General features: G+C 64.0%; 31 protein-coding genes. 24 read left to right on the top strand and 7 right to left on the bottom strand.

Going from position 1 to position 25,321, the window contains the following annotated elements:
• Positions 1–22: 22 nt before the first annotated feature.
• The 3 genes from LB554_RS09040 to LB554_RS09030 all read right to left on the bottom strand — a co-directional run bounded on the left by LB554_RS09040 (position 23) and on the right by LB554_RS09030 (position 2,377).
• Positions 23–727, bottom strand: coding sequence for a glutathione S-transferase family protein (locus LB554_RS09040; RefSeq protein ID WP_140615337.1), 705 nt, complete (start codon positions 725–727; stop codon positions 23–25).
• Positions 728–909: 182 nt separating this feature from the next.
• Complete coding sequence (locus LB554_RS09035) at positions 910–2,118, bottom strand: beta-ketoacyl-[acyl-carrier-protein] synthase family protein (RefSeq protein WP_015314513.1); 1,209 nt, start codon at positions 2,116–2,118, stop codon at positions 910–912.
• 4 nt (positions 2,119–2,122) lie between these two features.
• Positions 2,123–2,377: an acyl carrier protein gene (locus LB554_RS09030; protein WP_015314512.1), complete on the bottom strand. Its 255-nt coding sequence runs from the start codon at positions 2,375–2,377 to the stop codon at positions 2,123–2,125.
• 202 nt (positions 2,378–2,579) lie between these two features.
• Between LB554_RS09030 and LB554_RS09025 the strand changes: the two genes are divergently transcribed.
• From LB554_RS09025 to LB554_RS09005, 5 genes are read left to right on the top strand one after another with little or no spacing between them, the layout of a single operon-like run.
• Complete coding sequence (locus LB554_RS09025; RefSeq protein ID WP_224584175.1) at positions 2,580–3,422, top strand: urease accessory protein UreD; 843 nt, start codon at positions 2,580–2,582, stop codon at positions 3,420–3,422.
• 28 nt (positions 3,423–3,450) lie between these two features.
• Positions 3,451–3,753 carry an urease subunit gamma gene (locus LB554_RS09020; RefSeq protein ID WP_015314510.1) on the top strand — a complete coding sequence of 101 codons (303 nt, stop codon included), beginning with the start codon at positions 3,451–3,453 and terminating at the stop codon, positions 3,751–3,753.
• Positions 3,754–3,765: 12 nt separating this feature from the next.
• Complete coding sequence (locus LB554_RS09015) at positions 3,766–4,020, top strand: DUF1272 domain-containing protein (RefSeq protein WP_224584174.1); 255 nt, start codon at positions 3,766–3,768, stop codon at positions 4,018–4,020.
• 25 nt (positions 4,021–4,045) lie between these two features.
• Positions 4,046–4,633 (top strand): HupE/UreJ family protein, encoded by a 588-nt coding sequence (locus tag LB554_RS09010; RefSeq protein ID WP_224584171.1) that lies wholly within the window; start codon positions 4,046–4,048, stop codon positions 4,631–4,633.
• A gap of 6 nt (positions 4,634–4,639) precedes the next feature.
• On the top strand, positions 4,640–4,945 hold the full coding sequence (locus tag LB554_RS09005; RefSeq protein ID WP_015314507.1) for an urease subunit beta: 306 nt from the start codon (positions 4,640–4,642) through the stop codon (positions 4,943–4,945).
• A gap of 53 nt (positions 4,946–4,998) precedes the next feature.
• Here LB554_RS09005 and LB554_RS09000 read toward each other — a convergent pair whose 3' ends face one another.
• Positions 4,999–5,505, bottom strand: a complete 507-nt coding sequence (locus tag LB554_RS09000) for a hypothetical protein (protein ID WP_224584169.1) — start codon at positions 5,503–5,505, stop codon at positions 4,999–5,001.
• Positions 5,506–5,619: 114 nt separating this feature from the next.
• Complete coding sequence (locus tag LB554_RS08995) at positions 5,620–5,997, bottom strand: hypothetical protein (protein WP_224584167.1); 378 nt, start codon at positions 5,995–5,997, stop codon at positions 5,620–5,622.
• A gap of 166 nt (positions 5,998–6,163) precedes the next feature.
• On the opposite strand from LB554_RS08995, the gene ureC reads away from it, so the two are divergent.
• From ureC to LB554_RS08950, 9 genes are all read left to right on the top strand, one after another.
• Positions 6,164–7,876, top strand: coding sequence for an urease subunit alpha (gene ureC, locus LB554_RS08990; RefSeq protein ID WP_411962621.1), 1,713 nt, complete (start codon positions 6,164–6,166; stop codon positions 7,874–7,876).
• Positions 7,877–8,035: 159 nt separating this feature from the next.
• Positions 8,036–8,524, top strand: coding sequence for a DUF29 domain-containing protein (locus LB554_RS08985; protein ID WP_140660193.1), 489 nt, complete (start codon positions 8,036–8,038; stop codon positions 8,522–8,524).
• A gap of 55 nt (positions 8,525–8,579) precedes the next feature.
• Positions 8,580–9,173, top strand: a complete 594-nt coding sequence (locus LB554_RS08980) for a hypothetical protein (RefSeq protein WP_140711782.1) — start codon at positions 8,580–8,582, stop codon at positions 9,171–9,173.
• Between the two features lie 45 nt (positions 9,174–9,218).
• Entirely contained in the window at positions 9,219–9,854 is a 636-nt protein-coding gene (locus LB554_RS08975) for a glutathione S-transferase family protein (protein WP_224584165.1), read from the top strand.
• Positions 9,855–9,924: 70 nt separating this feature from the next.
• A complete protein-coding gene (ureE, locus tag LB554_RS08970; RefSeq protein ID WP_224584163.1) occupies positions 9,925–10,491 on the top strand; it encodes an urease accessory protein UreE in 567 nt (188 codons plus the stop codon).
• Positions 10,442–11,155 carry an urease accessory protein UreF gene (locus tag LB554_RS08965; RefSeq protein WP_411962620.1) on the top strand — a complete coding sequence of 238 codons (714 nt, stop codon included), beginning with the start codon at positions 10,442–10,444 and terminating at the stop codon, positions 11,153–11,155. The genes ureE and LB554_RS08965 overlap by 50 nt, the downstream gene beginning before the upstream one ends.
• Positions 11,152–11,592, top strand: a complete 441-nt coding sequence (locus tag LB554_RS08960; RefSeq protein ID WP_140615316.1) for a DUF3995 domain-containing protein — start codon at positions 11,152–11,154, stop codon at positions 11,590–11,592. Before LB554_RS08965 ends, LB554_RS08960 begins: the two co-directional genes overlap by 4 nt.
• Positions 11,589–12,230: an urease accessory protein UreG gene (gene ureG, locus LB554_RS08955; protein WP_023772208.1), complete on the top strand. Its 642-nt coding sequence runs from the start codon at positions 11,589–11,591 to the stop codon at positions 12,228–12,230. Before LB554_RS08960 ends, ureG begins: the two co-directional genes overlap by 4 nt.
• An 80-nt stretch (positions 12,231–12,310) precedes the next feature.
• Positions 12,311–13,078 (top strand): class II aldolase and adducin N-terminal domain-containing protein, encoded by a 768-nt coding sequence (locus tag LB554_RS08950; RefSeq protein WP_224584162.1) that lies wholly within the window; start codon positions 12,311–12,313, stop codon positions 13,076–13,078.
• Between the two features lie 3 nt (positions 13,079–13,081).
• On the opposite strand, the gene LB554_RS08945 is transcribed toward LB554_RS08950, so the two are convergent.
• Positions 13,082–13,714 carry an HAD family hydrolase gene (locus tag LB554_RS08945; RefSeq protein ID WP_224584161.1) on the bottom strand — a complete coding sequence of 211 codons (633 nt, stop codon included), beginning with the start codon at positions 13,712–13,714 and terminating at the stop codon, positions 13,082–13,084.
• Between the two features lie 242 nt (positions 13,715–13,956).
• Here LB554_RS08945 and LB554_RS08940 point away from each other — a divergent pair, with 242 nt between their 5' ends.
• Positions 13,957–14,916 carry a sugar-binding transcriptional regulator gene (locus tag LB554_RS08940; protein ID WP_140615310.1) on the top strand — a complete coding sequence of 320 codons (960 nt, stop codon included), beginning with the start codon at positions 13,957–13,959 and terminating at the stop codon, positions 14,914–14,916.
• 25 nt (positions 14,917–14,941) lie between these two features.
• Here LB554_RS08940 and LB554_RS08935 read toward each other — a convergent pair whose 3' ends face one another.
• Complete coding sequence (locus LB554_RS08935) at positions 14,942–15,127, bottom strand: hypothetical protein (RefSeq protein ID WP_015314493.1); 186 nt, start codon at positions 15,125–15,127, stop codon at positions 14,942–14,944.
• A gap of 110 nt (positions 15,128–15,237) precedes the next feature.
• Between LB554_RS08935 and gcvA the strand changes: the two genes are divergently transcribed.
• The 9 genes from gcvA to LB554_RS08890 all read left to right on the top strand — a co-directional run bounded on the left by gcvA (position 15,238) and on the right by LB554_RS08890 (position 25,312).
• On the top strand, positions 15,238–16,143 hold the full coding sequence (gene gcvA / locus LB554_RS08930) for a transcriptional regulator GcvA (RefSeq protein ID WP_224584160.1): 906 nt from the start codon (positions 15,238–15,240) through the stop codon (positions 16,141–16,143).
• 236 nt (positions 16,144–16,379) lie between these two features.
• Entirely contained in the window at positions 16,380–17,690 is a 1,311-nt protein-coding gene (locus tag LB554_RS08925; protein WP_015314491.1) for an ABC transporter substrate-binding protein, read from the top strand.
• 124 nt (positions 17,691–17,814) lie between these two features.
• Positions 17,815–18,687, top strand: coding sequence for a carbohydrate ABC transporter permease (locus LB554_RS08920; protein ID WP_015314490.1), 873 nt, complete (start codon positions 17,815–17,817; stop codon positions 18,685–18,687).
• 11 nt (positions 18,688–18,698) lie between these two features.
• A complete protein-coding gene (locus LB554_RS08915) occupies positions 18,699–19,523 on the top strand; it encodes a carbohydrate ABC transporter permease (RefSeq protein WP_015314489.1) in 825 nt (274 codons plus the stop codon).
• 50 nt (positions 19,524–19,573) lie between these two features.
• Positions 19,574–20,578: an ABC transporter ATP-binding protein gene (locus LB554_RS08910; RefSeq protein WP_015314488.1), complete on the top strand. Its 1,005-nt coding sequence runs from the start codon at positions 19,574–19,576 to the stop codon at positions 20,576–20,578.
• Positions 20,579–20,616: 38 nt separating this feature from the next.
• On the top strand, positions 20,617–21,387 hold the full coding sequence (locus tag LB554_RS08905) for an L-iditol 2-dehydrogenase (RefSeq protein ID WP_224584159.1): 771 nt from the start codon (positions 20,617–20,619) through the stop codon (positions 21,385–21,387).
• A 164-nt stretch (positions 21,388–21,551) separates the two neighbouring features.
• The gene (locus tag LB554_RS08900) at positions 21,552–23,030 is read left to right on the top strand and encodes a mannitol dehydrogenase family protein (protein ID WP_224584158.1); all 1,479 of its coding nucleotides are present in this window, start codon (positions 21,552–21,554) and stop codon (positions 23,028–23,030) included.
• A gap of 15 nt (positions 23,031–23,045) precedes the next feature.
• Positions 23,046–23,729, top strand: coding sequence for an HAD family hydrolase (locus LB554_RS08895; protein WP_141905986.1), 684 nt, complete (start codon positions 23,046–23,048; stop codon positions 23,727–23,729).
• Entirely contained in the window at positions 23,726–25,312 is a 1,587-nt protein-coding gene (locus tag LB554_RS08890) for an FGGY-family carbohydrate kinase (protein WP_224584157.1), read from the top strand. The genes LB554_RS08895 and LB554_RS08890 overlap by 4 nt, the downstream gene beginning before the upstream one ends.
• The last annotated feature ends 9 nt before the right edge of the window (positions 25,313–25,321 follow it).

The raw sequence follows: 25,321 nt of genomic DNA, 5'->3' as shown, positions 1-25,321 counted from the left end.
CTCTTCCCGTCGGCTGACGGGTTCAGCCTCGCGCCGGAATGGTCAGGCCTTTCTGCACCGCCGGCCGCGCCAGGCCTCGCTCCAGCCAGGCTGCCAGATTGGCGAAATCGTCGAAGCCGACCAGATCGCGGGCTTCGTAGAAGCCGATCAGGTTGCGCACCCAGCCGAGCAGCGAGATGTCGGCGATGGTGTAGTCATTGTCCATGATCCACTTGCGGCCCTTCAGCCTGACGTCGAGAACGCCGAGCAGGCGGCGCGATTCGTCGCGGTAGCGCTCTAGCGGCCGCTTGTCGGCGATCTCGCGGCCGGCGAATTTGTGGAAGAACCCGACCTGGCCGAACATCGGCCCAATCGCCGCCATCTGGAAGAAGACCCACTGGATCGTCTCGTAGCGCCGCGCCGCGTCGACAGGCATGAGCAGGCCGGTCTTTTCCGCCAGGTAGAGCAGGATCGCACCGGATTCGAACAGGCCGATCGGCGCACCGTCCGGTCCGTCGGGATCGATGATCGCCGGGATCTTGCCGTTGGGATTGAGCGACAGGAATTCCGGGGTCCAGCTCTCGTTCTTGCCGATGTTGATCAGGTGCGGCTCATAGGGCAGGCCGATTTCCTCCAGCGCGATCGAGATCTTCACGCCGTTCGGCGTCGTTGCCGAATAGAGCTGGATCTGGTCCGGATGCTTGGCCGGCCAGCGGCTTGCGATCGGAAAGGCGGACAGGTCGGCCATCGGGAACTCCTGAGCGGGGGGATGCGCACCAAGCGGCGCGATATTGGCGGGTCGGCCAAGAATTAGGGCTGCGGCGAGGCCGGATCAATATGGCGGCGACGCTTTCGCCACGCACGGACAGTCACCCAATTCGCACCGCGCGAACAGTGGTGACCGCGCGGCCAGGTAGTAACCGCCCGGGATCAGATTGCCTTGAAGGCCAGCACCGCATTGGTGCCGCCAAAGGCAAAGCCATTGCTGATGGCGGCGCGCACCTTGCGCTCGCGCGCGACATTCGGCGTCACGTCGAGATCGCAGTCGGGATCGGCCTCGCGGTAATTGGCCGTTGGCGGCACGACGCCTTCGCGGATCGCCATGACGCAGGCGATCATCTCCAGCCCGCCCGAAGCGCCGAGGCAATGCGCGTGCATCGACTTGGTCGAGGAGACGGATAGCGCGCGCGCATGGTCGCCGAAGACGCGCTTGATCGCGAGGGTTTCGATCTGGTCGTTGGCCTTGGTGCCGGTGCCGTGCGCGTTAAGGTAGTCGATGTCTTCGGGATTGAGCCCGGCATCCGCCAGGCAGAAGCGCATCGCCGCTTCCGGCCCCTCGACGGTCGGCGCGACGATATCGGAGGCATCGGCCGAAAGGCCGGCGCCGGCGATTTCAGCCAAAATGGTGGCGCCGCGTGCCATCGCATGATCGTAGCTTTCCAGAACCGCCATGCCGGCGCCTTCGCCCAGCACCAGCCCCTGGCGGTCGGCCGAGAACGGCCTGCATGTGTCGGGCGAAAGCACACGCAGCGCCTCCCAGCCCTTCAGCACGCCCCACACGAGCGGCGCATCGGTGCCCCCGGCCACCATCACGTCGGCGCGCCCGAGCCTGATCTGGTCGACCGCCGATGCGATGGCATGATTGGCCGACGAACAGGCCGAAGTGACGCCGAACACCGGTCCGCGCAAACCCAGATGCATGCTGACCTGACCGGCGGCGGCGCCCGGCATCACTCTTGGAACGGTGAAGATACCGGCGCGATTCTTGCCCTCGAGCAGGATGGCGCGATAATTCTCCTCGACGGTCTCGAAGCCGCAGACGCCAACACCGACAATGGTTCCCATCCGATAGGTGTTGTCCGCATGCGGGACCAATCCGGACTGCCGCATGGCTTCTTTCGCCGCGAGCACCGCCAGCAGGCTGAAGCGATCCATCGACACCAGTTGCTTGCGCTCGATGCCGTGATCCGGCAGGGCTTTGATTTCGCAGCCGGTCTTGACCTTCAGGTCGTGCAGGAAGGGGTTGTCGATCGGGCCAATCGCCGACCGGCCGGCCCGCATCTCGGCCCAGATTGCCTGCGCATCGGTGCCCAATCCGCACAGTCCACCGATGCCGGTAATGACGACGCGCTTCAGCATTCGGTCAGGCTTTTTTCGCGATCAGCGCGCGAACGGCCTCGACCATGTCGCCGACGTTCTTCAGGTTGCTCCAGGCGTCGACCGTGTTCATCTCGATCTCGATGCCATATTGCTCCTCGAGGTCGAAGATGATCTCGGTCAGCTCCAGCGAATGGATGCCGAGCGCCGTCAATTCGGTTGTGGTGGTGATTTCCTCGCCGCCCGGCTCGGCATGGGCCTTGATCTTCTCGATGATGTCCGCTGCCAGCTGGTCAGCCATTCGGTTTCTTCCCCACTGTGTCGTTTCCCGACGCCAACTGAACGGCGCCTTCTTGTCCTCGATCTCAGGCCGCGATCTTCGCCTTATCCCTCCGCCAAGCGTCGCCTGACCGTACCAAGGTGGTTCCCTCTATAGAAACGGAAACGCCATCAAGCAACAAGCTATATGTCGACAAAAGCGCCACAGTGCTTAACCTGACGGCGTGGATACGATCGAAAATACCAGGTTTTCAGGTCAGCTGGCCCAGCGCGCGGCGGGCAAGGCGCGGCTAGGTTGCGCCAGCATTGACGGCCGCACGCGGCTGCGGCGCCTCTATCAGGACGGCTCCGCCAAGATAAGGCTGCCGTATTTTTCGGCCGGCCCGCTGGAGGCCGTCCTGATCAACACCGCCGGCGGGCTGACCGGCGGCGACCGCCTCGGCTGGGATGTCGATGTCGGCCCGCATGCCAGCGCGGGGATAACGACCCAGGCCTGCGAAAAAGTCTATCGCGCCGCATCGGACCATGCCGAAGTCCGGGTCAGGCTGACCGTCGGAGATAACGGCAGCATCGCCTGGCTGCCGCAGGAAACCATCGTCTTCGATCGCGCCGCGTTTGTCCGTACGTTGGACGTCGAGCTTGCCGCGGGGGCCGAGGCGCTGGTGCTGGAAGCGGCCGTCTTCGGCCGTCTGGCCATGGGCGAACGTGCCACACAGGGCACTTTTCGCGACCGCTGGCGTATCCGCAGGGAAGGAACCCTCATCCACGCCGAGGATTTCCGCATCGGACCTGATATCGCCGACATCATGGCCCGTCCGGCGATAGCAAATGGCGCGATCGCCGTGGCTACGCTGCTGCTGGTGTCGCCGCGCGCGGAAGCCCTGCTCGATCAGGCCAGGGAGATCATTGGCGACCGGGGCGGCGCCAGCGTCTGGACCGTGAAGACATCTGGCAAGCTTCTTGCGAGGCTTTACGCCGGGGACGGCTACCAGCTGCGCCAGCGGCTGGTCCCGCTCGTCGGATTGCTCAACGGAAAAGCGGGGCTGCCCAAATTATGGTCACTGTGACTGTGTCCGCATCATTTCAGGAAGACGCATGAACCTGACGCCAAGGGAAAAGGACAAGCTGCTGATCGCCATGGCGGCGATCGTGGCGCGCAAGCGGCTGGAGCGCGGCGTCAAGCTCAATCATCCGGAAGCGATCGCGCTGATCACCGATTTCGTCGTCGAGGGCGCCCGCGATGGCCGCCCGGTGGCCGAGCTGATGGAGGCCGGGGCCCATGTCGTCAGCCGCGCGCAGGTGATGGAAGGCATCGCCGAGATGATCCATGACGTACAGGTGGAAGCGACGTTTCCCGACGGCACCAAGCTGGTGACCGTGCACGAACCGATCCGGTGAGGAGAGACAGACATGCTTGAACTGCGCCCGAACTGTGAATGCTGTGACAAGGATCTGCCGCCGGAAGCGACGGATGCGCGGATCTGCACCTTCGAGTGCACCTTCTGCGCCGGCTGCGTCGAAAACGTGCTTGGCGGCGTCTGCCCGAACTGCTGCGGCAATTTTACGGCCCGGCCGATCCGCCCCGCCGCGATGCTGGAGAAATATCCGGCTTCGACCAAACGCGTGCTCAAGGCCGAGGGCTGCGGCCCCCGCAAGGCCGCGTGACACCGCAAAACGAAAGGCAAGTAAGATGATCCCTGTCAAACGCCTGTGCCTCTCGGCGATCCTGCTCGTGGCGGCGGCGATGCCTGCCTACGCCCATGTCGGCATCGCCACGACCTCCTCCGCCATGACCGGCTTCACGCATCCGCTGTCGGGCCTCGACCATATGACGGTGATGCTCGCCGTCGGTCTGTGGGCGGCCCTCAAGGGCGGTAAGGCGATCTGGGTCTGGCCGGCGGCGTTCGTCGGCGTCATGCTGGGTGGCGCGGCCCTGGGCATGGCCCATGTGCCGCTGCCCTTCGTCGAGCCGGGTATACTGGCCTCCGTCGTGGCGCTCGGCCTGCTGGTGGCGCTGGCGGTCGATCTGCCTGTTTCGGCCGGTGTCGCCATCATCGGCCTGTTCGCGCTGTTGCACGGCCATGCCCATGGCACGGAAGTGCCGGAAAATGCCGGCGGCCTCGAATATATGGCCGGTTTTGCCGTCGCCACCGTGCTGCTCCATGCCATCGGCATCGCCGTCGGGCTTGGCCTCGGCATGAGGTCCCGCGGCGTGGCCCGCGTCATGGGCGCCGCCTGCGCGGCGATCGGCATCGGCCTCGCCTTCGGCGTCGTGTGAGGACCCATGATCCCAGGCGAAATCATCCCCGTTCAAGGCGACATCGAGCTCAACAAGGGTCTGCCGACCGTCATCCTGAAAGTGGCCAACAGTGGCGACCGACCGGTCCAGGTCGGCAGCCACTATCATTTCTACGAAACCAATGAGGCGCTGAAATTCGATCGTGAACGGGCGCGCGGCATGCGCCTCGACATCGCCGCCGGCACCGCCACGCGTTTCGAGCCGGGGCAGGAACGGGACGTCACGCTGGTGCCGCTTGGCGGCAAGCGTGAAATCCATGGCTTCCAGCAGAAGGTGATGGGCAAGCTGTGAGGGCTTCTTATGCATGGCCGGCAAGGCCAGCGCGCGCAAGCGCTGCATGGGGCTCAGCCCGATGGCTTGGCGGCCGCATAGATAACGATCTTTCCGGGATCGTCGAACTCCACGGCGAGAACGTCCTGTGCAAGGACGCGCCGCGAATCAAGGGCATTGAAAAGCAGGGCGTTGGCCTCGATCTCCTTGCGCAGCTCGGTGACATCGTCCTGATGCTGCCGAACCTTGTTCTCGATGGCTGGCGGGGGGCCGCCTTCACTGCGCGCCGCGTCGGTGAGGAACACGATATCGACCTTGTCGAGCTTGGACGTCTTACGCACCGTGCTGATGTTTTCGCGCGTGCGGTCGATCGCCGAACTGACTTTTCCGATTTCAGCGGTCGTCTTGGCTTCTTCCTGGTTGACTTGCGATCCGACGATACGGTCGACGGTCTCGGGACTTTCCAGGCCCTGCGCGTTGAGCGCCGCCTGCGGGACACTCGCCGCCAGAAACGCAGCCGCGGCAATGACATGCAACCATCGCGCATCGCATCGGGGATCGGGCAGGGTGGTGAGGGTCATCGTTCGCTTTCGCAGTTTGCTTCAAGGCCTTTGAAACGAAACGTCCCCAGCCCTGTCACGGTTCCCTCTCCGGTTCGGTGGGCGGACCGGATACCGGCCCGCCGCGCCGGCTCATCAGCTGGCTTTCTTGGTGATCAGGGTCAGCGCGCCGTTCGGCTCCATGCTGGCCGCGACCACCTGGGCCGACGTCATGCCCTTGGCCTGGAGGGCGGATTTCACCTTGGGGGTGGCATCGATCGAACTGCGCAATTTCTGCAGGCCGGCATCGCCACGCTGGGCGATGACCTGGTTGACCTGCGTCTGGGTGTCCTTCGGCAACTCGCTAATGTCGATCACGTTGACGCTCTGGATCGCCGGCGCGGCCTGCTGACCGCCGGGCGCGGCTGGAACCGGCGTAGTCGGGGCGGGCTGTTGCGCGGGCTGCTGCTGGGCGCTGGCGGCACCCGCCAGCATCAGGCTGGCGGCGGCTGCAAGAATTGTCGTTTTGCGCATGGATTTTCCTTCCATCGATTTGGCAAACGGTCGTTTTGGGGTGACCCTTCAACCTCAACCGCCAAATGGGTCCGGAAGGTGTCGCCCAGCGGGTCATTGCGTGACCATGGAGGGCGGCAATGTGCAGCCCGGCTTCACCAACACCGCATTTCGGGAGCAACCGCTGATGGCCAGACTAACGCGTGCCGCCTACGCCCAGATGTATGGCCCGACGGTCGGCGACAAGGTGCGGCTAGCCGACACCGAACTCTTCATCGAGGTCGAGAAGGATTTCACCATCCATGGCGAGGAGGTGAAATTCGGCGGCGGCAAGGTCATTCGCGACGGCATGGGTCAGAGCCAGGTTTCCCGTGCCCAAGGTGCGGTCGACACCGTCATCACCAATGCGCTGGTGATCGATGCCAGCGCCGGCATCTTCAAGGCCGATATAGGTTTGAGGGATGGCCGCATCGCGGCCATCGGCAAGGCCGGCAATCCGGGAACGCAGGACGGCGTCACCATCATCATCGGCCCCGGCACGGAAATTATCGCCGGCGAGGGCAAGATCCTGACCCCGGGCGGCTTCGACGCGCATATCCACTTCATCTGCCCGCAGCAGATCGAGGAAGCGCTTATGTCGGGCATCACCACCATGCTCGGCGGCGGGACCGGTCCGGCGCATGGCACGCTGGCAACGACCTGCACACCGGGGCCGTGGCACATGGCACGCATGATCCAGTCCTTCGACGCCTTCCCGATGAATATCGGCCTGTCGGGCAAGGGCAATGCCTCGCTGCCGGCCGCGCTCGAGGAGATGGTGCTGGGCGGCGCCTGCTCGCTCAAGCTGCACGAGGACTGGGGCACGACGCCGGCGGCGATCGACTGCTGCCTGTCGGTGGCCGACGATTACGATGTCCAGGTGATGATCCACACCGACACGCTCAACGAGAGCGGCTTTGTCGAGAACACGGTGGCGGCGATCAAGGGCCGCACCATCCATGCCTTCCACACCGAGGGCGCCGGTGGCGGCCATGCGCCTGATATCATCAAGGTCTGCGGCCTGCCCAACGTCATCCCGTCCTCGACAAACCCGACGCGGCCCTACACAGTCAACACGCTCGCCGAGCATCTCGACATGCTGATGGTCTGCCACCACCTGTCGCCGTCGATCCCCGAGGACATCGCCTTTGCCGAAAGCCGCATCCGCAAGGAGACCATCGCGGCCGAGGACATCCTGCACGACATCGGCGCCTTCTCGATCATCTCGTCGGACAGCCAGGCCATGGGCCGGGTCGGCGAGGTGGCGATCCGCACCTGGCAGACGGCCGACAAGATGAAGCGTCAGCGCGGGTCATTGCCTCAGGAGACGGGCGACAACGACAATTTCCGCGTCCGCCGCTACATCGCCAAATACACCATCAATCCGGCCATCGCGCACGGCCTGTCGAAGGACATCGGCTCGATCGCGGTCGGCAAACGCGCCGATCTGGTGCTGTGGAACCCGGCCTTCTTCGGCGTCAAGCCGGACATGGTGCTGATCGGCGGCATGATCGCGGCCGCCCCGATGGGCGACCCCAACGCCTCGATCCCGACGCCGCAGCCGATGCACTACCGGCCGATGTTCGGCGCCTATGGCAAAGCCCGGACCAATTCGTCGGTGACCTTCGTTTCGAAGGCCGCGCTCGAGTCCGGTTTGCACGGCCGGCTCGGCGTCGACAAGCAGTTCGTCGCCGTCGAAAACACGCGCGGCGGCATCGGCAAGCACTCGATGGTGCTCAACGACGCCACGCCGCATATCGAGGTCGATCCGGAAACCTACGAAGTTCGCGCCGATGGCGAACTCTTGACCTGCGAGCCAGCGACCGTGCTGCCGATGGCGCAAAGGTACTTTCTGTTTTGAGACGTTCCGCTGAAATTCATGAATGGGCAATGAACTGCCATGAAAGCGCATGCGCTTCGTCAACTGCGGCAGCGGAATGTTGCACCGAAGGGTTCGGATAAGGGTCTACCTTTTCCGTCTGGCTTGGAAATTACGTGCTTTGAGAGCAATATCACTTAAATGAACAAGATTTTTCGAAAACAGCAATTGACGCCCTATGAGGCCGATTATGCTCAGTGGTGCGCCGAGCAAGGCGCGCTGTTGCGCGAAGGTCGCCTCTCAGACCTCGATCGCGATAACCTGGCGGAGGAGATCGAGAGCTTGGGGCGGAGCGACAAAAGAGAAATTGCGAGTAGACTTGGCACCTTGCTCCTGCATTTGCTCAAATGGGAATTTCAGGCCGAAAGGCGCAAAGCTGGATGGTTGCTGACCATCCGCGAGCAGCGATTTCAGATCGAAGATCTGCTCGATGAAAGCCCTAGCTTGAAAGCCTATCCGGGACGGCGGCTCGGACGAGAATTCAAAATAGCGAGATTGAAGGCGGCGGACGAGACCGGCCTGAGGGAGGGCAATTTCCCCGCGGACTGTCCGTATTCGATCAGGGAAATTCTCGACCATGACTATTTTCCCGGCACGCCGTGGTCATCGGATCAGCTTATTCGCGAATAGCACCACGTGGTCCGCTAGAGCTTTTTCATAGCATCGAGAGCATTATTAGCTACCTATGGACCAGCAAATAGCCTCCGCCCACGACATTTTCCCGCATATTCGCATCGTCATGGGCATGGTGATCGGGCTTGGCGTCGCGCGCCTGCTGTCGGGGGTGGCGCGCATTGTGCAGCATCCCGGCCAATACCGTCTCTACCCCGTGCATCTGGCCTGGGTCGCCTCGGTGCTGTTGATGCTGGTGCATTTCTGGTGGTGGGAGTTCGGCCTCTACACCATCGAAACCTGGACCTTCGGCAAGTACCTGTTCATCATTTTCTACGCGATCACCCTGTTCCTGCTCTGCGCGCTGCTGTTTCCGGATTCGATGCTGGACTACACCAGCTACGAGGATTTCTTCTATTCGCGCCGCGCCTGGTTCTTCGGCCTGCTGGCGGCGACCTACCTGCTCGACGTGGTCGACACTTTGCTGAAGGGGCCTGAGCATTTCGCCCGCTTCGGCAGCGAGTATCTGTTCCGCACGCCGGTCTTCGTCGTGCTGTGCGTCGTCGCGATCCTGGTGCGCGACCGCCGGTTCCACATCGCCTTCGTCGCGGCGGCGCTGATCTACCAGATATCGTTCATCCTGCGGCTCTTCGACACGATCGTATGACGGCCGCGGATGCACTAGGCTGCTCGGGAAAGGCAGGGTTCAACGATGTACAAGGCCGTCGGATCGCGCGGATCCCGGGTCAGTCGCGTCCTCTGGATGCTGGAGGAACTCGGCCAGCCCTATGAGTTCGTCGAGGTCAAGCTGCGCTCGCCCGAAGCCTATGCGCTCAATCCCTCGGGCAAGGTGCCGATCCTCATAGACGGTGAATTGACGGTGACGGATTCGGCGGCGATCTGCGTCTATCTCGCCGACAAGCACGCCGATAAAGGCATGGGCGCCAATCCCGGTCTCGCAGGCCGCGCCGAAATGGATTCCTGGATGCATTTTGCCCAGAGCGAGTTCGAGGCGCCGCTGTGGAACAAATTGCGCTACCGTTTCCTCCTGCCCAGGGAAGTGCGGGTCGATGTCGGTCCTGCCGCGGCCTTTGACTTCGCCGCGGAGGTCAAGGCGCTGGAGCGCCGGCTCGGCGACAAGCCCTTCGCGCTCGGCGACCGGTTTTCCGCCGTCGACGTTCTGCTCGGCGACATGGGCGGCTGGGCGCGTGCCGGCCGTTTCCCGATCGACTCCGAGCGCGTCAATGCCTATTTCGATCGCGTTCTGGCGCGGCCAGCCCGGACCCGGGCGCAAGCCAATGCATCGGTCCGAAAATCGGAATCGATTTTCGGAAAGCACGATGCATAGGTTCAAACATGTTAGAGCATCCTTTGCGCGTCCAAGGGGACGCGCGGCGCTCTGATGGAGGTTCCATGAAATGAAGCTCAACCTCAACACCGACTTCACCAAATTCCCGCGCGCCGTCTCCGTATTGCCCGCCGGCGCGGCCGCGACCACCGCGCCGTCCGGCCGTGCCGTTCTCGCCCATGACGAGCGGCATCTGCGCCGTCGCGCCATCGAACTTGCCGACGGCGGCAAGGTGCTGGTCGACCTGCCCGAGCCTGTCGCCCTGAACGATGGCGACCGCCTGGTGCTGGAGGATGGCGGCCACATCGAGATCATCGCGGCGCCCGAAGAGGTCTATGACATCCGCGCCCGCGACGCCGTGCATCTCGCCGAACTCGCCTGGCATATCGGCAACCGCCATCTCGCCGCAGGCATCGAGGCAGACCGCATCCTCATCCTGCGCGACCATGTCATCAAGGCCATGCTGGAGGGGCTAGGCGCCACGGTGCGCGACGTCTCCCAGCCGTTCAAGCCGGTGCGCGGCGCCTATTCCGGCGGGCATGATCACGGCCATGCGCATGCGCATGCGCACAGCCATAGCGAAGCGCATGCGCACAGCCACGCGCATTCGCACGATCACCACCATGATCATGACTGACCAGCCGTCCGGCATCGCCCTGCTGCGGCTGATGGCGTGGCTGTCGCCGGCCTTTCCGGTCGGCGGCTTTGCCTACAGCCATGGCCTCGAGCGCGCGGTGCATGATGGGCTGGTGACCAATGCCGCCGGCCTTGCCGGCTGGCTGGAGGCGCTGGTCGAGATGGGCTCGGGCTGGAACGATGCCGTGCTGTTCGCCGAAAGCTGGCGCCGCGCCCGTAAAGGTGGCGATCTGGCCGAGGTTGTCGCACTGGCCGAGGCACTGGCCGGCTCGCGCGAACGCCACGCCGAGACCATGCTGCAAGGCGCGGCCTTCCTCAAAGCAGCCGCCGCCTGGCCCACTGCCGTGCTGGAGCGCTTGCCGGCCGATTGCGCCTACTGCGTCGCCGTCGGAGCCGTGGCCGGCGGCAATGGCATTGCGCTGCACGACGCGCTGTCCGCCTTCCTGCAAGCCTTCTTCTCCAACCTCGTCCAGGCCGCGATCCGGCTCGGCATGATCGGCCAGAACGAGGCGACGACGCTGCTCGCGGGTTTCGAGCCGCTGGCGCTCTCGACCGCTGCCCGCGCGTCCCGCTCGACATTGGACGACCTCGGCGGCTGCGCCTTCGTCTCCGACGTCATGGCGATGAAGCACGAAACCCAGTATTCGCGATTGTTCCGCTCATGATCCTCCTCGCCTTCGTCCTCTCCTTCGTCCTGCTGCTGATCACGGCACTGCATGTCTATTGGGGCATAGGCGGCGTCTGGCCGGGCAGGGACGCGGCGTCCTGCGCCCACGCTGTCGTCGGCTTTCGCGGCGTCAACGAAATGCCGACGCCGTTCGCCAGTTTCGCCGTTGCCGCCTGCCTCGGCCTGGCAACGCTGTGGCCGCTGGCGCTCATCGGTTTCTTTGCCTCGCCGTTTCCCAAGCAGGGCCTCGCGGCCACCGCGATGCTGATCGGACTGGTGTTCCTGGGGCGCGGCATTGCCGGTTTCACGCCCTGGTGGCGCCGGCTGGCGCCGCAACAGCCTTTCGCTCGGCTCGATTCCAGTTTCTATTCGCCGCTCTGCCTGTTGATCGGGCTCGGCTTCGCAGTCCTTGCCATCACGGAGTTTCCGACATGACACAACCCAACGGCCCCCTTCGTATCGGCATTGGCGGCCCCGTCGGTTCCGGCAAGACGACGCTCACCGAAAAACTCTGCAAGGCGCTGCGCGACGAGTTCTCCATCGCCGTCGTCACCAACGACATCTACACCAGGGAGGACGCCATGATGCTGGCCCGGCTGCAGGCGCTGCCGGAGGATCGCATCGTTGGCGTCGAGACCGGCGGCTGCCCGCACACCGCCATCCGCGAGGATGCCTCGATCAATCTGCAGGCGATCGCCGAGCTCAACCGCAAGTTTCCCGACCTCGACATCATCTTCATCGAATCCGGTGGCGACAACCTTGCCGCCACTTTCTCGCCGGACCTTGCGGATCTCACGCTCTACGTCATCTCGGTGTGCCAGGGCGAAGAAATCCCGCGCAAAGGCGGCCCGGCGATCACGCGGTCCGATTTCCTGGTCATCAACAAAAGCGATCTGGCGCCCTATGTGAACGTCAATCTCGATGTCATGGAGAGCGACGCCGGCCGCATGCGCGGCAAGCGACCGTTCGGCTTCACCGATCTTTCGCGCGGCAAGGGCCTGCGGGAAGTGATCGATTTCATCGTCGAGCACGGCGGACTGCGAACCGTTGGCGCCGCAAGCACCGCGGCATAACTGGCCTTCTGCACCAAGCGAAAGCGGTTGCGGGCACCAGCGGCGCGCGGCATTCTGGGCCAAACTGGAGGATCTTTTCGATGAGCATCGCCCGCCTGCAGAAGGAAACGCTCACCAACCTGCCCTTCTACGAAGAGCGCGTCGATCTCGCCTGCGCCTTCCGCTGGACGGCGCGGCTCAACATGCATGAGGCGGTGGCCAACCATTTCTCGCTGGCGGTCAACGACGACGGCACCAAGTTCCTGATGAACCCGAACCAGGTGCATTTCTCGCGCATCAAGGCCAGCGACCTGATCGAGATCGACGCCAACGACCCCGAGACGCTTTCCGGGCCGAATGCACCCGACCCCACGGCATGGGGCCTGCACGGCGCCGTCCATCGCAACGTGCCGCACGCGCGCTGCGTCATGCACGTCCATTCGATCCACGCCACCGTACTGGCCTCGCTTGCCGACTCGACGCTGCCGCCGATCGACCAGAATTCGGCGATGTTCTTCAACCGTCACGTCGTCGACGCCCATTATGGCGGACTGGCCTTCGAGGAAGAGGGCGAGCGCTGCTCGCAGCTTCTCGCCGACCCCAAGGTCAAGGTGATGGTGATGGGCAACCATGGCGTGCTGGTCATCGGCGACACCGTCGCCGACGCCTTCAACCGCATGTTCTATTTCGAGCGTGCCGCCGAGACCTACATCAAGGCCCTGTGGACGGGCCGGCCGCTGCGCACCCTGTCCGACCCGATCGCCGAGAAGGCGGCGAGCGAGATGGACAACTATCCCGGCCAGGCCGAACGTCATCTCGCCGAGTTGAAGGCGATCCTCGACGAGCAGGAGCCGGTGTACCGGAACTGAACGCTACAGTCCGAGCTGAGCCCGCAATTCCCCGGCGCTGTTGATGACAATGGCGCCGGGCGGTCCTTCCATCGGCTTTTCAGGCCAGAAGATCGTCTTCATTCCCGCCGCCAGGCCCGCCATGGCGCCCGGCCAGCTGTCGTCGACCGCGACGGCGTGCGCGGGATCGACGTCTGCCAGATAGGCGGCGCGAAGGAAAGGCTCCGCGTGCGGCTTGCCCTCCCGCACATCGTTGCGGCTGATCGTCTTCATGCCGGGGTAGGTCAGCCCGACCATATGCAGATTGGCGTCGACGATCATCCGATCCGAGTTTGAGACCACCGCCTGCTGCACCCCGAGCGCGCGCAACTCCTTGAAGACCTCGATGGCGCCTGGGCGCGGCTTCAGCCCCTCGACCAGCGGCAGGTAATGCTCATATTTGTGAACGATCCATTCGTCGAAGGGCAGTTGCAGCCCGAACTCGTCGCGCATCATTTCGTAGACCGGCCAGGCGGCGACGCCGAGCACGCGTTCGTGCAGATCGGCCGGAGGCGTGAGGCCGGCATTGCGCATCGCTGCGATGAGGGCTGCCTCATGCAGCGGTTCGCTGTCGACCAGCGTCCCGTCCATGTCCCAGAAAACCGCCTTCGGTGTCATGCAGCGCTCCTTTTTTCGATCCCTTAAAGGGTTTGCGCCGCGAGATAAACCTTTGGCGGCCATTGAACATGCCTTCAGATGGGGAAACGGACCCGCGACGCTTTCTCCGACAGGATGTTTGCGGAGAAATCACCGCTGCTTCGGCGCAAGCATTTGCTCTTTAGATTGACAATTGCGCAGGCGGTCATTCCCTGCGAAACTGATACGACCGCCTGATGATCGGCGGTTTCGGGAGGCAGGACGTGAATACCCGGCAGGATGGCGGCAGCAACAGGCTGGACGACGCGGCGCGCGCCGGCTGGCTCTATTATGTTGCCGGCAACACACAGGACCAGATCGCCGCTACGCTCGGCATATCGAGGCAGACGGCGCAGCGTCTGGTGTCGCTGGCGGTGTCGGAAGGCCTGATCAAGGTCCGCGTCGATCATCCGATCGCCAACTGCCTTGATCTCGCGGCACGGCTGAAATCGCGCTTCGCGCTCGACCTGGTCGAGGTGGTGCCGAGCGACCCCAATTCATCCTCCACCACCATCGGCATCGCCGAAGCGGCGGCCGCCGAGATCGAGCGGCGGCTGCGGTCGCCGACGCCGATCGTCATGGGCATCGGCACCGGACGGACGCTGAAGGCGGCGATCGAACAATTACCACCGATGGAATGCCCGCAGCACAAGGTGGTGTCCTTGACCGGCAACATCTCGCCAGATGGCTCGGCCGCTTTCTACAACGTCATCTTCACCATGGCCGACAGGGTCAAGGCGCGGTCCTTCCCGATGCCGCTGCCGGTCATCGCCTCTTCGCCGCAGGAGCGCGAGATGCTGCTCAACCAGCCGATGATCCAGCCGACACTGGTGCTTGCGGCGGAGGCCGACGTCACCTTCATCGGTATCGGCGACCTCGGCCCGAAGGCGCCGCTCTACGAGGATGGCTTCATTTCCGAAAGCGAACTGAAAGCCTTGCAGAAGGCCGGCGGCGTCGCTGAAATCGTTGGCTGGGTGTTCGATCGCGAGGGCCGCATGATCGACGGCATCACCAATGACCGGGTGTCGTCGGCGGCGCTCCCGTCGCGCGAGAAGTCGCTGGTGATCGCGCTCGCCATGGGCGAGCGCAAGCTGCCCGGCATCCTGGCGGCGGTCAACCGACGGCTGGTCAACGGGCTCATCACCGACGAGCGGACGGCGGCCGCCCTGCTGGCCAGTATCTGACGGCTTCGCGATAAAGCCAGCAAGGCTATTGGTGCCGGCCGAAAGGGTCGTTGCCATCGAGGAAACCGAGGTCGCGCTGCAGATGCGGTGACAGGTCCCTGACGTCGAGATGCGCCCTTTTTCGGGTCGCGAACCAGCCGAATCCGTCCGCAAGCCACGAAATCCAGCGATGATCGGGGGCGGGAGTGCATTTTTGCTGCGCCATGGTCATGATCGTCAACCTTCGTTATCCTGAACCCGAATGACGGGTTGAGGATGAATGTCGGCCTTGCCGGCCGCTTTTGCCAATCGAACGTCGATAACGATCCATAAGGAGGCTTTATGCCTGATCTCAGCGCGCCGCAGGTTTCGCAGCTGCCGCCGTTACAGGCGGTCCGGGTGTTCGAGGCGGTGGCGCGGCATCTTTCCTTCACCAAGGCCGCTGGCGAACTCGCCATGACGCAAGCGGCGGTCAGCTATCAGATCAAGGTGCTGGAGGAGCGCGTCGGCGCTCCGCTGTTCCTGCGCCGGCCGCGGCAGATCGAACTGACCGAAGCCGGCCAGCGCCTGGCGCCGGCGGTCAGCGAGGCCTTTGCCATTCTTAGCCAGGCCTATGCCGCCGCGCGCGGCGGGGCGGACGGGTTGTTGTGCGTCACCACGGTGCTGACTTTTGCCTCGAACTGGCTGGCGCACCATCTGGGCGCATTCCAGATCGCGCATCCCTCGCTTGCCGTGCGGCTCGACACGTCGAGCCGGCTGACGGATTTCGCCCGCGAGGATGTCGACCTCGCCATTCGTTCTGGCGGCGGCAAATGGCCGGGGCTGGAAGCCCACAAGCTGCTCGATGCCGATTTCACGCCCATGCTGAGCCCGAAGCTCGCTGCGAGCATCGGCGGCATCAACGAACCGGCCGACCTGCTCAAGCTGCCGATCCTCGATCCCAGCGATATCTGGTGGACGCAATGGTTCGAGGCCGCCGGCGTGCACAGCCACGACCTTGCCAGGCGGCCCGGCAGCAGCATGGGCGCGCAGGCCTATGAAGCCAACGCGGCCATATCGGGCCATGGCGTGGCGATCCTGACCCGGGCGCTGTTCAAGGCCGAACTCGCCGACGGCCGGCTGATCCAGCCATTCGAGCTGGTCGGCGACGACGGGCACGCCTACTGGCTGGTCTACCCCGAGGCGCGCCGCAACGTGCCCAAGATCCGCGCCTTCCGCGACTGGCTGCTGGCCGAGATCGCCTGCTGACCGGCATATAAACCGACGTCAGACCGGGGCGACAAACGACATCCCGTTCGAGAGGCTTTGGCCCCGCTGCCTGGACTCCAGACGGCTGCAATCCGAGCCCTGTCGCCGAACCTCCGTACCATTCACCGGCCGTGTGCTGCGCTGCAGCATCGAATCCGGCTTGACATAGTTAAGACTAAGTGAGTAATTGCTCACAGCCAAGGCAAATGCTCAACTTGGTTCATGGGAGGAATTTGATGAAACTTCGCACGCTCACCCTGGGCTTGTTGTCGGCCAGCACGCTTGCGTTCGCCGCACACGCCGAATCCATCACCATCGCCACCGTCAACAATGGCGATATGGTCCGCATGCAGAAGCTGACCGACGACTTCACCAAGGCTAACCCGGACATCCAGCTCAACTGGGTCACGCTCGAAGAGAACGTGCTGCGCGAGCGCGTCACCACCGACATCGCCACCAAGGGTGGCCAGTATGACGTGATGACCATCGGCACCTACGAGGTTCCGATCTGGGCCAAGCAGAGCTGGCTCCTGCCGCTCGACAAGCTCGGCGACGACTATGACGCCAAGGACATCATCCCGGCCATCGCCGGCGGCCTTTCGGTCGATGGCAAGCTCTATGCCGCGCCCTTCTACGGCGAGAGCTCCTTCGTCATGTACCGCAAGGACCTGATGGAGAAGGCTGGGCTGAAAATGCCCGACGCCCCGACCTGGGATTTCATCAAGCAGGCGGCCGACAAGATGACCGACCGCGCCAATGGCGTGAACGGCGTCTGCCTGCGCGGCAAGGCCGGCTGGGGCGAGAACATGGCTTTCCTGACCGCCATGTCGAACTCCTTCGGCGCCCGCTGGTTCGACGAGAACTGGAAGCCGCAGTTCGACCAGCCGGAATGGAAGAAGACGCTGCAGTTCTATGTCGACCTGATGAAGGCCGACGGTCCCGAGGGCGCCTCGTCCAACGGCTTCAACGAGAACCTGGCGCTCTTCCAGCAGGGCAAGTGCGGCATGTGGATCGACGCCACCGTCGCCGCCTCCTTCGTCTCCGACCCGAAGAACTCCACCGTCGCCGACAAGGTCGGCTATGCCCTGGCGCCGGATAATGGCTTGGGCAAGCGGGGCAACTGGCTGTGGGCGTGGTCGCTGGCGATCCCGGCCGGCACGCAGAAGGCCGACGCCGCCGAGAAGTTCGTGTCCTGGGCGACCAGCAAGCACTATGCCGAGCTCGTCGCGTCGAAGGAAGGCTGGGCAAACGTGCCTCCGGGCACGCGTTCCTCGCTCTACGCCAATCCCGAGTACCAGAAGGCGGCTCCGTTCGCCAAGATGACCCTGGACTCCATCAATGCCGCCGACCCGACGCATCCGACCGTCAAGCCGGTGCCTTATGTCGGCGTGCAGTTTGTCGCCATCCCTGAATTCCAGGGCCTTGGCACCACCGTCGGCCAGCTCTTCTCGGCGGCTCTTGCCGGCCAGTCGAGCGTCGACGATGCGCTGAAGCAGGCCCAGGACGCCTCCACCGCGGCGATGACCGAGGGCGGCTACATCAAGTAAGGCTCCTCCCGGTGCCGAACGCCGGTCACCTCCTCGACCGGCACCGGCCGCCCGAAACCCAGTTCGGGCGGCCGCCTTTCCAGAGCCTGTGAAAATTCAGCCTGATCCTTGAAGGGTGACCGTCATGGCTACTCAGCAGACCCGTTCGCTTGCCCGATTCATGATGGCGCCTTCCGTGGTGCTGCTGTTCGTCTGGATGATCGTGCCGCTGGTCATCACGATCTGGTTCTCCTTCCAGCAGTACAATCCGCTCAACCCAATGCGCGACGGGTTCGTCGGCTTATCCAACTACGCGCTGTTCTATTCCAATCCGGCCTTCCTGCAGTCGATCCTCAACACGCTTGTCCTGGTGGTCAGCGTGCTGCTGATCACGGTGATCGGCGGCATCCTGCTGGCGTTGCTCATCGATCAGCCGATGTGGGGCCAGGGGATCGTGCGCATCCTCGTCATCTCGCCGTTCTTCGTCATGCCGCCGGTGGCCGCATTGGTGTGGAAGAACATGATCATGCACCCGCAATATGGCGTGTTCGCCGACATAGCGCGCTTCTTCGGAGCACAGCCGATCGACTGGTTCGGCCAGCATCCGATGACGGCGATCATCATCATCGTCGCCTGGCAGTGGCTGCCTTTCGCGACATTGATCCTCTTGACCGCGCTGCAGTCGCTCGACGGCGAGCAGAAGGAAGCCGCCGAGATGGACGGCGCCGGCTTCATCAGCCGCTTCATCTATCTGACGCTGCCGCACATGTCGCGGGCGATCACCGTCGTCATCCTGATCCAGACGATCTTCCTGCTCTCGGTCTACGCCGAGATCCTGGTCACCACCAATGGCGGCCCTGGATACGCCTCCACCAACCTGCCCTTCCTCGTCTACCAGAAGGCGTTGCTGGAATTCAAAATCGGCCAGGCATCCGCGGGCGGTGTGATCGCCGTCATTCTCGCCAACATCGTCGCCTTCTTCGCCATGCGCGCCGTCGGCAAGAACCTGGACAAGTAAGGGAGGATACGATGGCACGCTCAGTCACCACCCAGCACAAGACAATCGCGACAATTGCCGCCTGGACCGTCGCGCTGCTGATCTTCTTTCCGATCCTCTATACGATCATCACCTCGTTCAAGTCGGAACAGGAGGCAATCCAGGGCTTCAACCTGATCCCGTCCGGGACTTTCGAGAGCTATGCCGAGGTCCAGGCGCAGAGCGGTTACTTCAAGTTCTTCCTGAACTCGGTGCTGCTTTCTGTCGGCTCGACCATCCTGGCGCTGTTGGTCGCCATTCCGGCGGCATGGTCGATGGCGTTTTCGCCGACCAAGCGGACCAAGGACATATTGATGTGGATGCTGTCCACCAAGATGATGCCGGCAGTCGCCGTGCTGTTCCCGATCTACCTGATCTTCCGCAATCTCGGCCTGCTCGACTCGCGCATCGGCCTGATGATCATGCTGATGCTGATCAACCTGCCGATCGTGGTGTGGATGCTCTACACCTACTTCCGCGAAATCCCAGGCGAAATCCTGGAAGCCTCGCGTATGGACGGCGCATCCTTGTGGGGTGAAATCTGGTACGTGCTGACGCCGATGGCGGTGCCGGGCATTGCTTCGACCATGCTGCTCAACATCATCCTGGCCTGGAACGAGGCGTTCTGGACGATCCGGCTGACCACCACGGAAGCCGCCCCACTCACCGCCTTCATCAGCTCCTTCTCCAGCCCGCAAGGCCTGTTCTGGGCCAAGCTTTCGGCCGCCTCGACCCTCGCCATCGCGCCGATCCTGATCATGGGCTGGTTCAGCCAGAAGCAGCTGGTGCGCGGCCTGACATTTGGCGCGGTGAAGTGACGGAAATTGCCTGAAGCAATCGGCGAAAAACAGCCCTCGGGGAGGAAACCATGGGAAACATCACGCTCAAGAACGTCTCCAAGTCCTTTGGTTCGACGTCCATCATCCCCGGCCTCGACCTGGTGATCGAAAACGGCGAGTTCGTCGTCTTCGTCGGCCCGTCGGGTTGCGGCAAGTCCACGCTGCTCAGGCTGATCGCTGGCCTTGAGGACACCAGCGGCGGCACCATCAACATCGATGGCCGCGACGTCACCGGCGAGGCGCCGGCCAAGCGCAAGCTTGCCATGGTGTTCCAGTCCTACGCGCTCTACCCGCATATGACGGTGGCCAAGAACATCGCTTTCCCGCTGAAGATGGCGGGCGAGGACCAGGCGACCATCGACAGGAAGGTGAAGGACGCGGCGCGCGTGCTCAACCTTACCAACTACCTCGAACGCCGCCCCGGCCAGCTCTCCGGCGGCCAGCGCCAGCGCGTCGCCATCGGCCGCGCCATTGTGCGCCAGCCCTCGGCCTTCCTGTTCGACGAACCGCTGTCCAACCTCGACGCGGCACTGCGCGGCACCATGCGGCTGGAGATCAGCGAACTGCACCATCAGCTGAAAACCACGATGATCTACGTCACCCACGATCAGGTCGAGGCGATGACCATGGCTGACAAGATCGTCGTGCTCAACGCCGGCAATATCGAGCAGGTTGGCTCGCCGATGGAACTCTACAAGACGCCGAAGAACCTGTTCGTCGCCGGCTTCATCGGCTCGCCCAAGATGAACCTGATCGAAGGCGCGCCGGCTGGCAAATACACCGCCAAGACCATCGGCATCCGGCCCGAACATATGCAGATATCGACCACGGCGGGCGACTGGAAGGCGACGGTCGGCGTGGCCGAGCATCTGGGCTCCGACACGTTCCTGCACGTTCAAGCCGACGGCGTCGGGCCGCTGACGGTGCGCGCCGACGGCGAACTGGCGGTCCGCCATGGCGACACGATCTATCTCACCCCTGACAAGGCCAAGCTGCATCGCTTCGGCGCTGACGGCAAGGCGATGGCCCAGTGAGGGTGGGCCAGTGAGGATGGGCCGGTGAGGATGGGACAGTGAGGCTGCAAGGCAAATCGGCGCTGATCACGGGATCGGCGCGAGGCATCGGCAGGGCTTTCGCCGAAGCCTATGTGCGCGAGGGCGCCACTGTCGCGATTGCCGATATCAACCTTGAAGCAGCGCAGAAGACGGCCGCCGCGATCGGCGACAACGCCTATGCCGTGAAACTCGACGTCACCGACCAGGCCTCCATCGATGCGGCGGTGAAGGCGGTGGAGGACAAGGCGGGCGGTCTCGACATCCTGATCAACAACGCCGCTTTGTTCGACCTGGCCCCGATCGTGGAGATATCTCGGGCGAGCTATGAAAAGCTTTTCTCCGTCAATGTCGCAGGCACGCTGTTCATGCTGCAGGCAGCCGCCCGGTCGATGATCGCGCGGGGCAAGGGCGGCAGGATCATCAACATGGCAAGCCAGGCCGGGCGACGAGGCGAGCCGCTGGTCGCGGTCTATTGCGCCACCAAGGCCGCGGTCATCTCGCTGACCCAGTCGGCCGGGCTCGATCTGATCAGGCACCGCATCAACGTCAACGGCATCGCGCCCGGCGTCGTCGACAGCGACATGTGGGACGAGGTCGATGCCTTGTTCGCCAAATACGAGAACCGGCCGAAGGGCGAGAAAAAGCGGCTGGTCGGCGAAGGCGTGCCTTACGGCCGCATGGGCAAGCCGGAAGACCTCGCCGGCATGGCCGTGTTCCTCGCCAGTGACGAGGCCGAATACATCGTCGCCCAGACCTACAATGTCGATGGCGGCCAATGGATGAGTTGAAAAGAACGATTTGAGGGGGACGGCGCCTCTTTCTTTCCTCCGGAGAAGGCGCCGCGGGGGCGGGTGAGGGGCCGCATGCTGGAACACCAGGTGCGGCCCCTCATCCTCGCCCTCCCGAAGGAGGCGAAACAGTCGGGCGGCAAATCGGCCAAAGGGTAAAGCAGATGACCGTGAAACTTTCGTCCTCGAGCCTCGTCAGGCTTCCGCCCAAGGTCGCAGGTCCGAACTATGACCGCTCGGCGCTGAAAGCCGGCATCGTGCATTTCGGTGTCGGCAATTTTCACCGCTCGCACCAGGCCGTCTATCTCGACGACCTGTTCGGTCAGGGCATCGGTCATGATTGGGCGCTGGTCGGCGCCGGCGTGTTCGACGGCGAGAAGATCGGCCGCGGCAAGCTTGAAGAGCAGGATTGGCTGACCACAGTGGTCGAGCAGGACGAGGGCCATATGAGCGCCCGCGTCACCGGCGCGATGATCGATTTCCTGATGCCGGGAGATGCCGCCGCCATCATCGATCGGCTGGCTGATCCGGCGATCAGGATCGTTTCGCTGACCATCACCGAAGGCGGCTATTTCATCGACCCGGCCTCCGGCGTCTTCAACCCGACCCATCCCGACATCGTCGCCGACGCGCAGCCGGGCGCCACACCGAAGACTGTGTTCGGCATTATCCTGGCCGGGCTGGTGCGACGCCGCCAGGATGGTATCGTGCCGTTCACCGTGATGTCCTGCGACAACATTCCCCACAACGGCCATGTCACGTCGGATGGTGTTATCGGCCTTGCCCGCCTGATCGACGAGGATCTGGCGAGCTGGGTCAGCGAGACGGTCGCCTTCCCGAACGCCATGGTCGACCGCATCACGCCGGCCACCAGCGACCGCGAGCGCAAGATCCTCGCCGACGATTTTGGCATCGAGGACAACTGGCCGGTGTTCTGCGAGCCGTTCCGGCAATGGGTGCTGGAAGACCATTTCACCGATGGCCGCCCGCCGTTGGAAAAGGTCGGCGTGCAGTTCGTCAAGGACGTCGCCCCTTATGAGCTGATGAAGATCCGCATCCTCAATGGTGGCCATGCCACGATAGCCTATCCGGCTGGGCTGATGGACATCCACTTCGTCCATGAGGCGATGGAGGAGCCGCTGGTGCGCGGGTTCCTCGACAAGCTCGAGCACGACGAGATCATCCCGACGGTGCCGCCGGTGCCGGACACGGTGCTGGAAGACTATTACCAGCTCATCGAGAAGCGCTTCTCCAATCCCAAGATCGGCGACACGGTGCGCCGGCTCTGCCTCGACGGGTCCAATCGCCAGCCGAAATTCATCATCCCGACCATCGCCGACCGGCTGAAGGCCGGCAAAGGCGTTGCCGGACTGGCGCTGGAATCGGCCCTTTGGTGCCGCTACTGCTTCGGTACGACGGACAGCGGCGCCGTCATCGAGCCCAACGACCCGAGCTGGGACCGGCTGAAGGCAACGGCAAAGGCGGCAAAGGACGCGCCCGCCGCGTGGCTTGCGATGGACGATATCTATGGCGACGTCGGCCGCGCCGCCGGCTTCGTCGAGGCCTTCGCCCACGCGCTCAACGTGCTCTGGGCCAATGGCACGCGCGCCACGCTGACGCGCTACCTCGCCGGCAAGCTCTGAGAGCCAGCCGGCATCATGACGCCTGAACTGGTCATCTTCGACTGCGACGGCGTGCTGGTCGATAGCGAGGCGCTCTCCGTCTCGGCGCTGCTCGGCATGATCGAACTCGCCGGCGGCAGTCTCGGCGAGGACGCTGCCTACGAGCATTTCCTCGGCAAGAGCATGAAAAGCGTGCGCGAGATCCTCAGCCGCGACTTCGGCCTGGAGATCACCGACCAGCATCTCACCGCCATGCGCGTCGACCTCATGCGAAAGTTTCGCGAGGAGCTGATGCCGATCCCCGGCGTCAAGGAGATGCTGCCGAAGCTCGGCCTGCCGTACTGCGTCGCCTCTTCCGGCACGCTGGAACGCATTCGTTACGCGCTCGACATCACCGGTCTGCTGACGCTGATGGAGCCGCATCTGTTCAGCGCGGCCATGGTTGCCAAGGGAAAGCCGGCGCCCGACCTTTTCCTCCACGCCGCCGCCACCATGCGAGCCCATCCGCGCAGGTGTCTCGTCATCGAGGACAGCCCGGCCGGTGTCGCCGCCGCACGCGCGGCAGGCATGCGCGTGCTTGCCTTTACCGGTGGCGCGCACGCTGGCAATCCGGCATTGAAAGCGCGGCTTGCGTCGACCGAACCGGACTTTATATTCGCTGACATGCTGCAATTGCCCGATCTGATTGCAGGCCTGGGAGCGAGAGTTAGAGCATCTTGACGAAACAGTTTGTCTGCGCGGTCGATGTCGGCACCGGGAGCGCTCGCGCGGGCATTCTCGACGCCAGTGGCACCTTGCTCGGCCGCGCCGAGCGGCCGATCGCCATGAACCAGCCGAAGCCGGATCATGCCGAGCATGATTCGCGCGATATCTGGTCCGCCGTCTGCACCGCCGTGCGTGCCGCGCGGGAAAAGGCCGGCGTCGCCGCCGGGGATATTGCCGGTATTTCCTTCGATGCCACCTGTTCTCTGGTCGTGCGGGACAGGCAAGGCGGCCAGCTCAGTGTGTCGACGACCGGCGACAAGCGCTGGGACACCATTGTCTGGCTCGATCACCGCGCCATCGCCGAAGCCGACGAATGCACGGCGAGCGGCCACGAGGTGCTGAATTATATCGGCGGCGTCATGTCGCCCGAGATGGCGACGCCGAAGCTGATGTGGCTGAAGCGTAATCTACCGAAGACATGGAATGAAGCCGGCTACCTGTTCGACCTGGCCGATTTCCTGACATGGCAGGCAACGGGCTCGCTGGCCCGCTCGCAATGCACACTGACAGCGAAATGGACTTATCTGGCGCACCAGGACACCGCATGGCAGCGCGATTTCTTCGAACTCGTCCGCCTCGACGATCTTTTTGACCATGGCAATCTGCCCGAAAAGGCAAGCCCGGTCGGCGCCGATATCGGTCCGTTGACGGCGCAGGCAGCGGCGGAACTCGGCTTGACCGAAAACTGCCGCGTCGGCGCAGGCGTCATCGACGCCTATGCCGGGGCGCTTGGCGTGCTCGGCGGCTTTGCCGGCGACGACCAGAATATCGGCCGCCATCTGGCGCTGATCGCCGGCACATCCTCCTGCGTCATGGCGATGTCGCCCGACCCGCAGCCTTTCGCCGGTGTCTGGGGCCCTTACTACGGCGCCGCGCTGCCGAAGCTGTGGCTGTCGGAAGGCGGCCAGTCGGCGACCGGGGCGCTGCTCGACCACATCATCCGCTGGCACGGCGCCGGCGGCGAGCCGAACGCGGCCATGCATGCCAGGATTGCCGGGCGCGTCGCCGAACTGCGCGCCGCCGAGGGCGAGAACCTTGCCGCGCGGCTGCATGTGCTGCCGGATTTCCACGGCAACCGCTCGCCGCTGGCCGACCCGCACGCCGTCGGCGTCGTCAGCGGGCTGACGCTGGATTCCTCTTTCGACAGCCTGTGCAAGCTCTACTGGCGCACCGCCGTCGGCATCGCGCTCGGCGTGCGCCATGTGCTGGAGGCGCTGAACGAGAACGGCTACCTGATCGACACGCTGCACGTCACCGGCGGCCACACCAAGAACCCGCTCTTGATGGAGCTCTATGCCGACGCCACCGGCTGTACGGTGGTCGAGCCGCTGGCCGACGAGGCGGTGCTGCTCGGCACCGGCATGGTGGCGGCGACCGCCGCCGGGCTGTTCCCCGACCTCAACGCCGCCTGCCTTGCCATGCAGCAGGGCGGCAAGACACGCGCCGCCAACCCGGCGGCTGGCGCCCGCTTCGATCGCGACTACCGCATTTTCCTGGAGATGCACCGGCAGCGGCAGGTGCTCGACGCCATCCGGTAGGTTTGGCGC

The organism is Mesorhizobium sp. CO1-1-11 (assembly GCF_020164995.1).
Lineage (GTDB): Bacteria > Pseudomonadota > Alphaproteobacteria > Rhizobiales > Rhizobiaceae > Mesorhizobium > Mesorhizobium australicum.
The sequence above is the reverse complement of the archived record's forward strand: the minus strand, read 5'-3'. Positions and strand labels throughout refer to the sequence as shown.

Coding starts and splice junctions, on each gene's coding strand:
- LB554_RS08895 (WP_141905986.1), top strand. CDS start 23,046: ATGACGCCTGAACTGGTCATCTTCGACTGCGACGGCGTGCTGGTCGAT.
- LB554_RS09040 (WP_140615337.1), bottom strand. CDS start 727: ATGGCCGACCTGTCCGCCTTTCCGATCGCAAGCCGCTGGCCGGCCAAG.
- LB554_RS08945 (WP_224584161.1), bottom strand. CDS start 13,714: ATGACACCGAAGGCGGTTTTCTGGGACATGGACGGGACGCTGGTCGAC.
- LB554_RS08910 (WP_015314488.1), top strand. CDS start 19,574: ATGGGAAACATCACGCTCAAGAACGTCTCCAAGTCCTTTGGTTCGACG.
- LB554_RS09030 (WP_015314512.1), bottom strand. CDS start 2,377: ATGGCTGACCAGCTGGCAGCGGACATCATCGAGAAGATCAAGGCCCAT.
- LB554_RS09000 (WP_224584169.1), bottom strand. CDS start 5,505: ATGACCCTCACCACCCTGCCCGATCCCCGATGCGATGCGCGATGGTTG.
- ureC (WP_411962621.1), top strand. CDS start 6,164: ATGGCCAGACTAACGCGTGCCGCCTACGCCCAGATGTATGGCCCGACG.
- LB554_RS08985 (WP_140660193.1), top strand. CDS start 8,036: ATGAACAAGATTTTTCGAAAACAGCAATTGACGCCCTATGAGGCCGAT.
- LB554_RS08900 (WP_224584158.1), top strand. CDS start 21,552: ATGACCGTGAAACTTTCGTCCTCGAGCCTCGTCAGGCTTCCGCCCAAG.
- LB554_RS08925 (WP_015314491.1), top strand. CDS start 16,380: ATGAAACTTCGCACGCTCACCCTGGGCTTGTTGTCGGCCAGCACGCTT.
- LB554_RS08950 (WP_224584162.1), top strand. CDS start 12,311: ATGAGCATCGCCCGCCTGCAGAAGGAAACGCTCACCAACCTGCCCTTC.
- LB554_RS08935 (WP_015314493.1), bottom strand. CDS start 15,127: ATGACCATGGCGCAGCAAAAATGCACTCCCGCCCCCGATCATCGCTGG.
- LB554_RS08960 (WP_140615316.1), top strand. CDS start 11,152: ATGATCCTCCTCGCCTTCGTCCTCTCCTTCGTCCTGCTGCTGATCACG.
- ureE (WP_224584163.1), top strand. CDS start 9,925: ATGAAGCTCAACCTCAACACCGACTTCACCAAATTCCCGCGCGCCGTC.
- LB554_RS09005 (WP_015314507.1), top strand. CDS start 4,640: ATGATCCCAGGCGAAATCATCCCCGTTCAAGGCGACATCGAGCTCAAC.
- LB554_RS08920 (WP_015314490.1), top strand. CDS start 17,815: ATGGCTACTCAGCAGACCCGTTCGCTTGCCCGATTCATGATGGCGCCT.
- LB554_RS09010 (WP_224584171.1), top strand. CDS start 4,046: ATGATCCCTGTCAAACGCCTGTGCCTCTCGGCGATCCTGCTCGTGGCG.
- LB554_RS08975 (WP_224584165.1), top strand. CDS start 9,219: ATGTACAAGGCCGTCGGATCGCGCGGATCCCGGGTCAGTCGCGTCCTC.
- gcvA (WP_224584160.1), top strand. CDS start 15,238: ATGCCTGATCTCAGCGCGCCGCAGGTTTCGCAGCTGCCGCCGTTACAG.
- LB554_RS09035 (WP_015314513.1), bottom strand. CDS start 2,118: ATGCTGAAGCGCGTCGTCATTACCGGCATCGGTGGACTGTGCGGATTG.
- LB554_RS09015 (WP_224584174.1), top strand. CDS start 3,766: ATGCTTGAACTGCGCCCGAACTGTGAATGCTGTGACAAGGATCTGCCG.
- LB554_RS08995 (WP_224584167.1), bottom strand. CDS start 5,997: ATGCGCAAAACGACAATTCTTGCAGCCGCCGCCAGCCTGATGCTGGCG.
- LB554_RS08915 (WP_015314489.1), top strand. CDS start 18,699: ATGGCACGCTCAGTCACCACCCAGCACAAGACAATCGCGACAATTGCC.
- LB554_RS08980 (WP_140711782.1), top strand. CDS start 8,580: ATGGACCAGCAAATAGCCTCCGCCCACGACATTTTCCCGCATATTCGC.
- LB554_RS08965 (WP_411962620.1), top strand. CDS start 10,442: ATGCGCACAGCCACGCGCATTCGCACGATCACCACCATGATCATGACT.
- LB554_RS09020 (WP_015314510.1), top strand. CDS start 3,451: ATGAACCTGACGCCAAGGGAAAAGGACAAGCTGCTGATCGCCATGGCG.
- ureG (WP_023772208.1), top strand. CDS start 11,589: ATGACACAACCCAACGGCCCCCTTCGTATCGGCATTGGCGGCCCCGTC.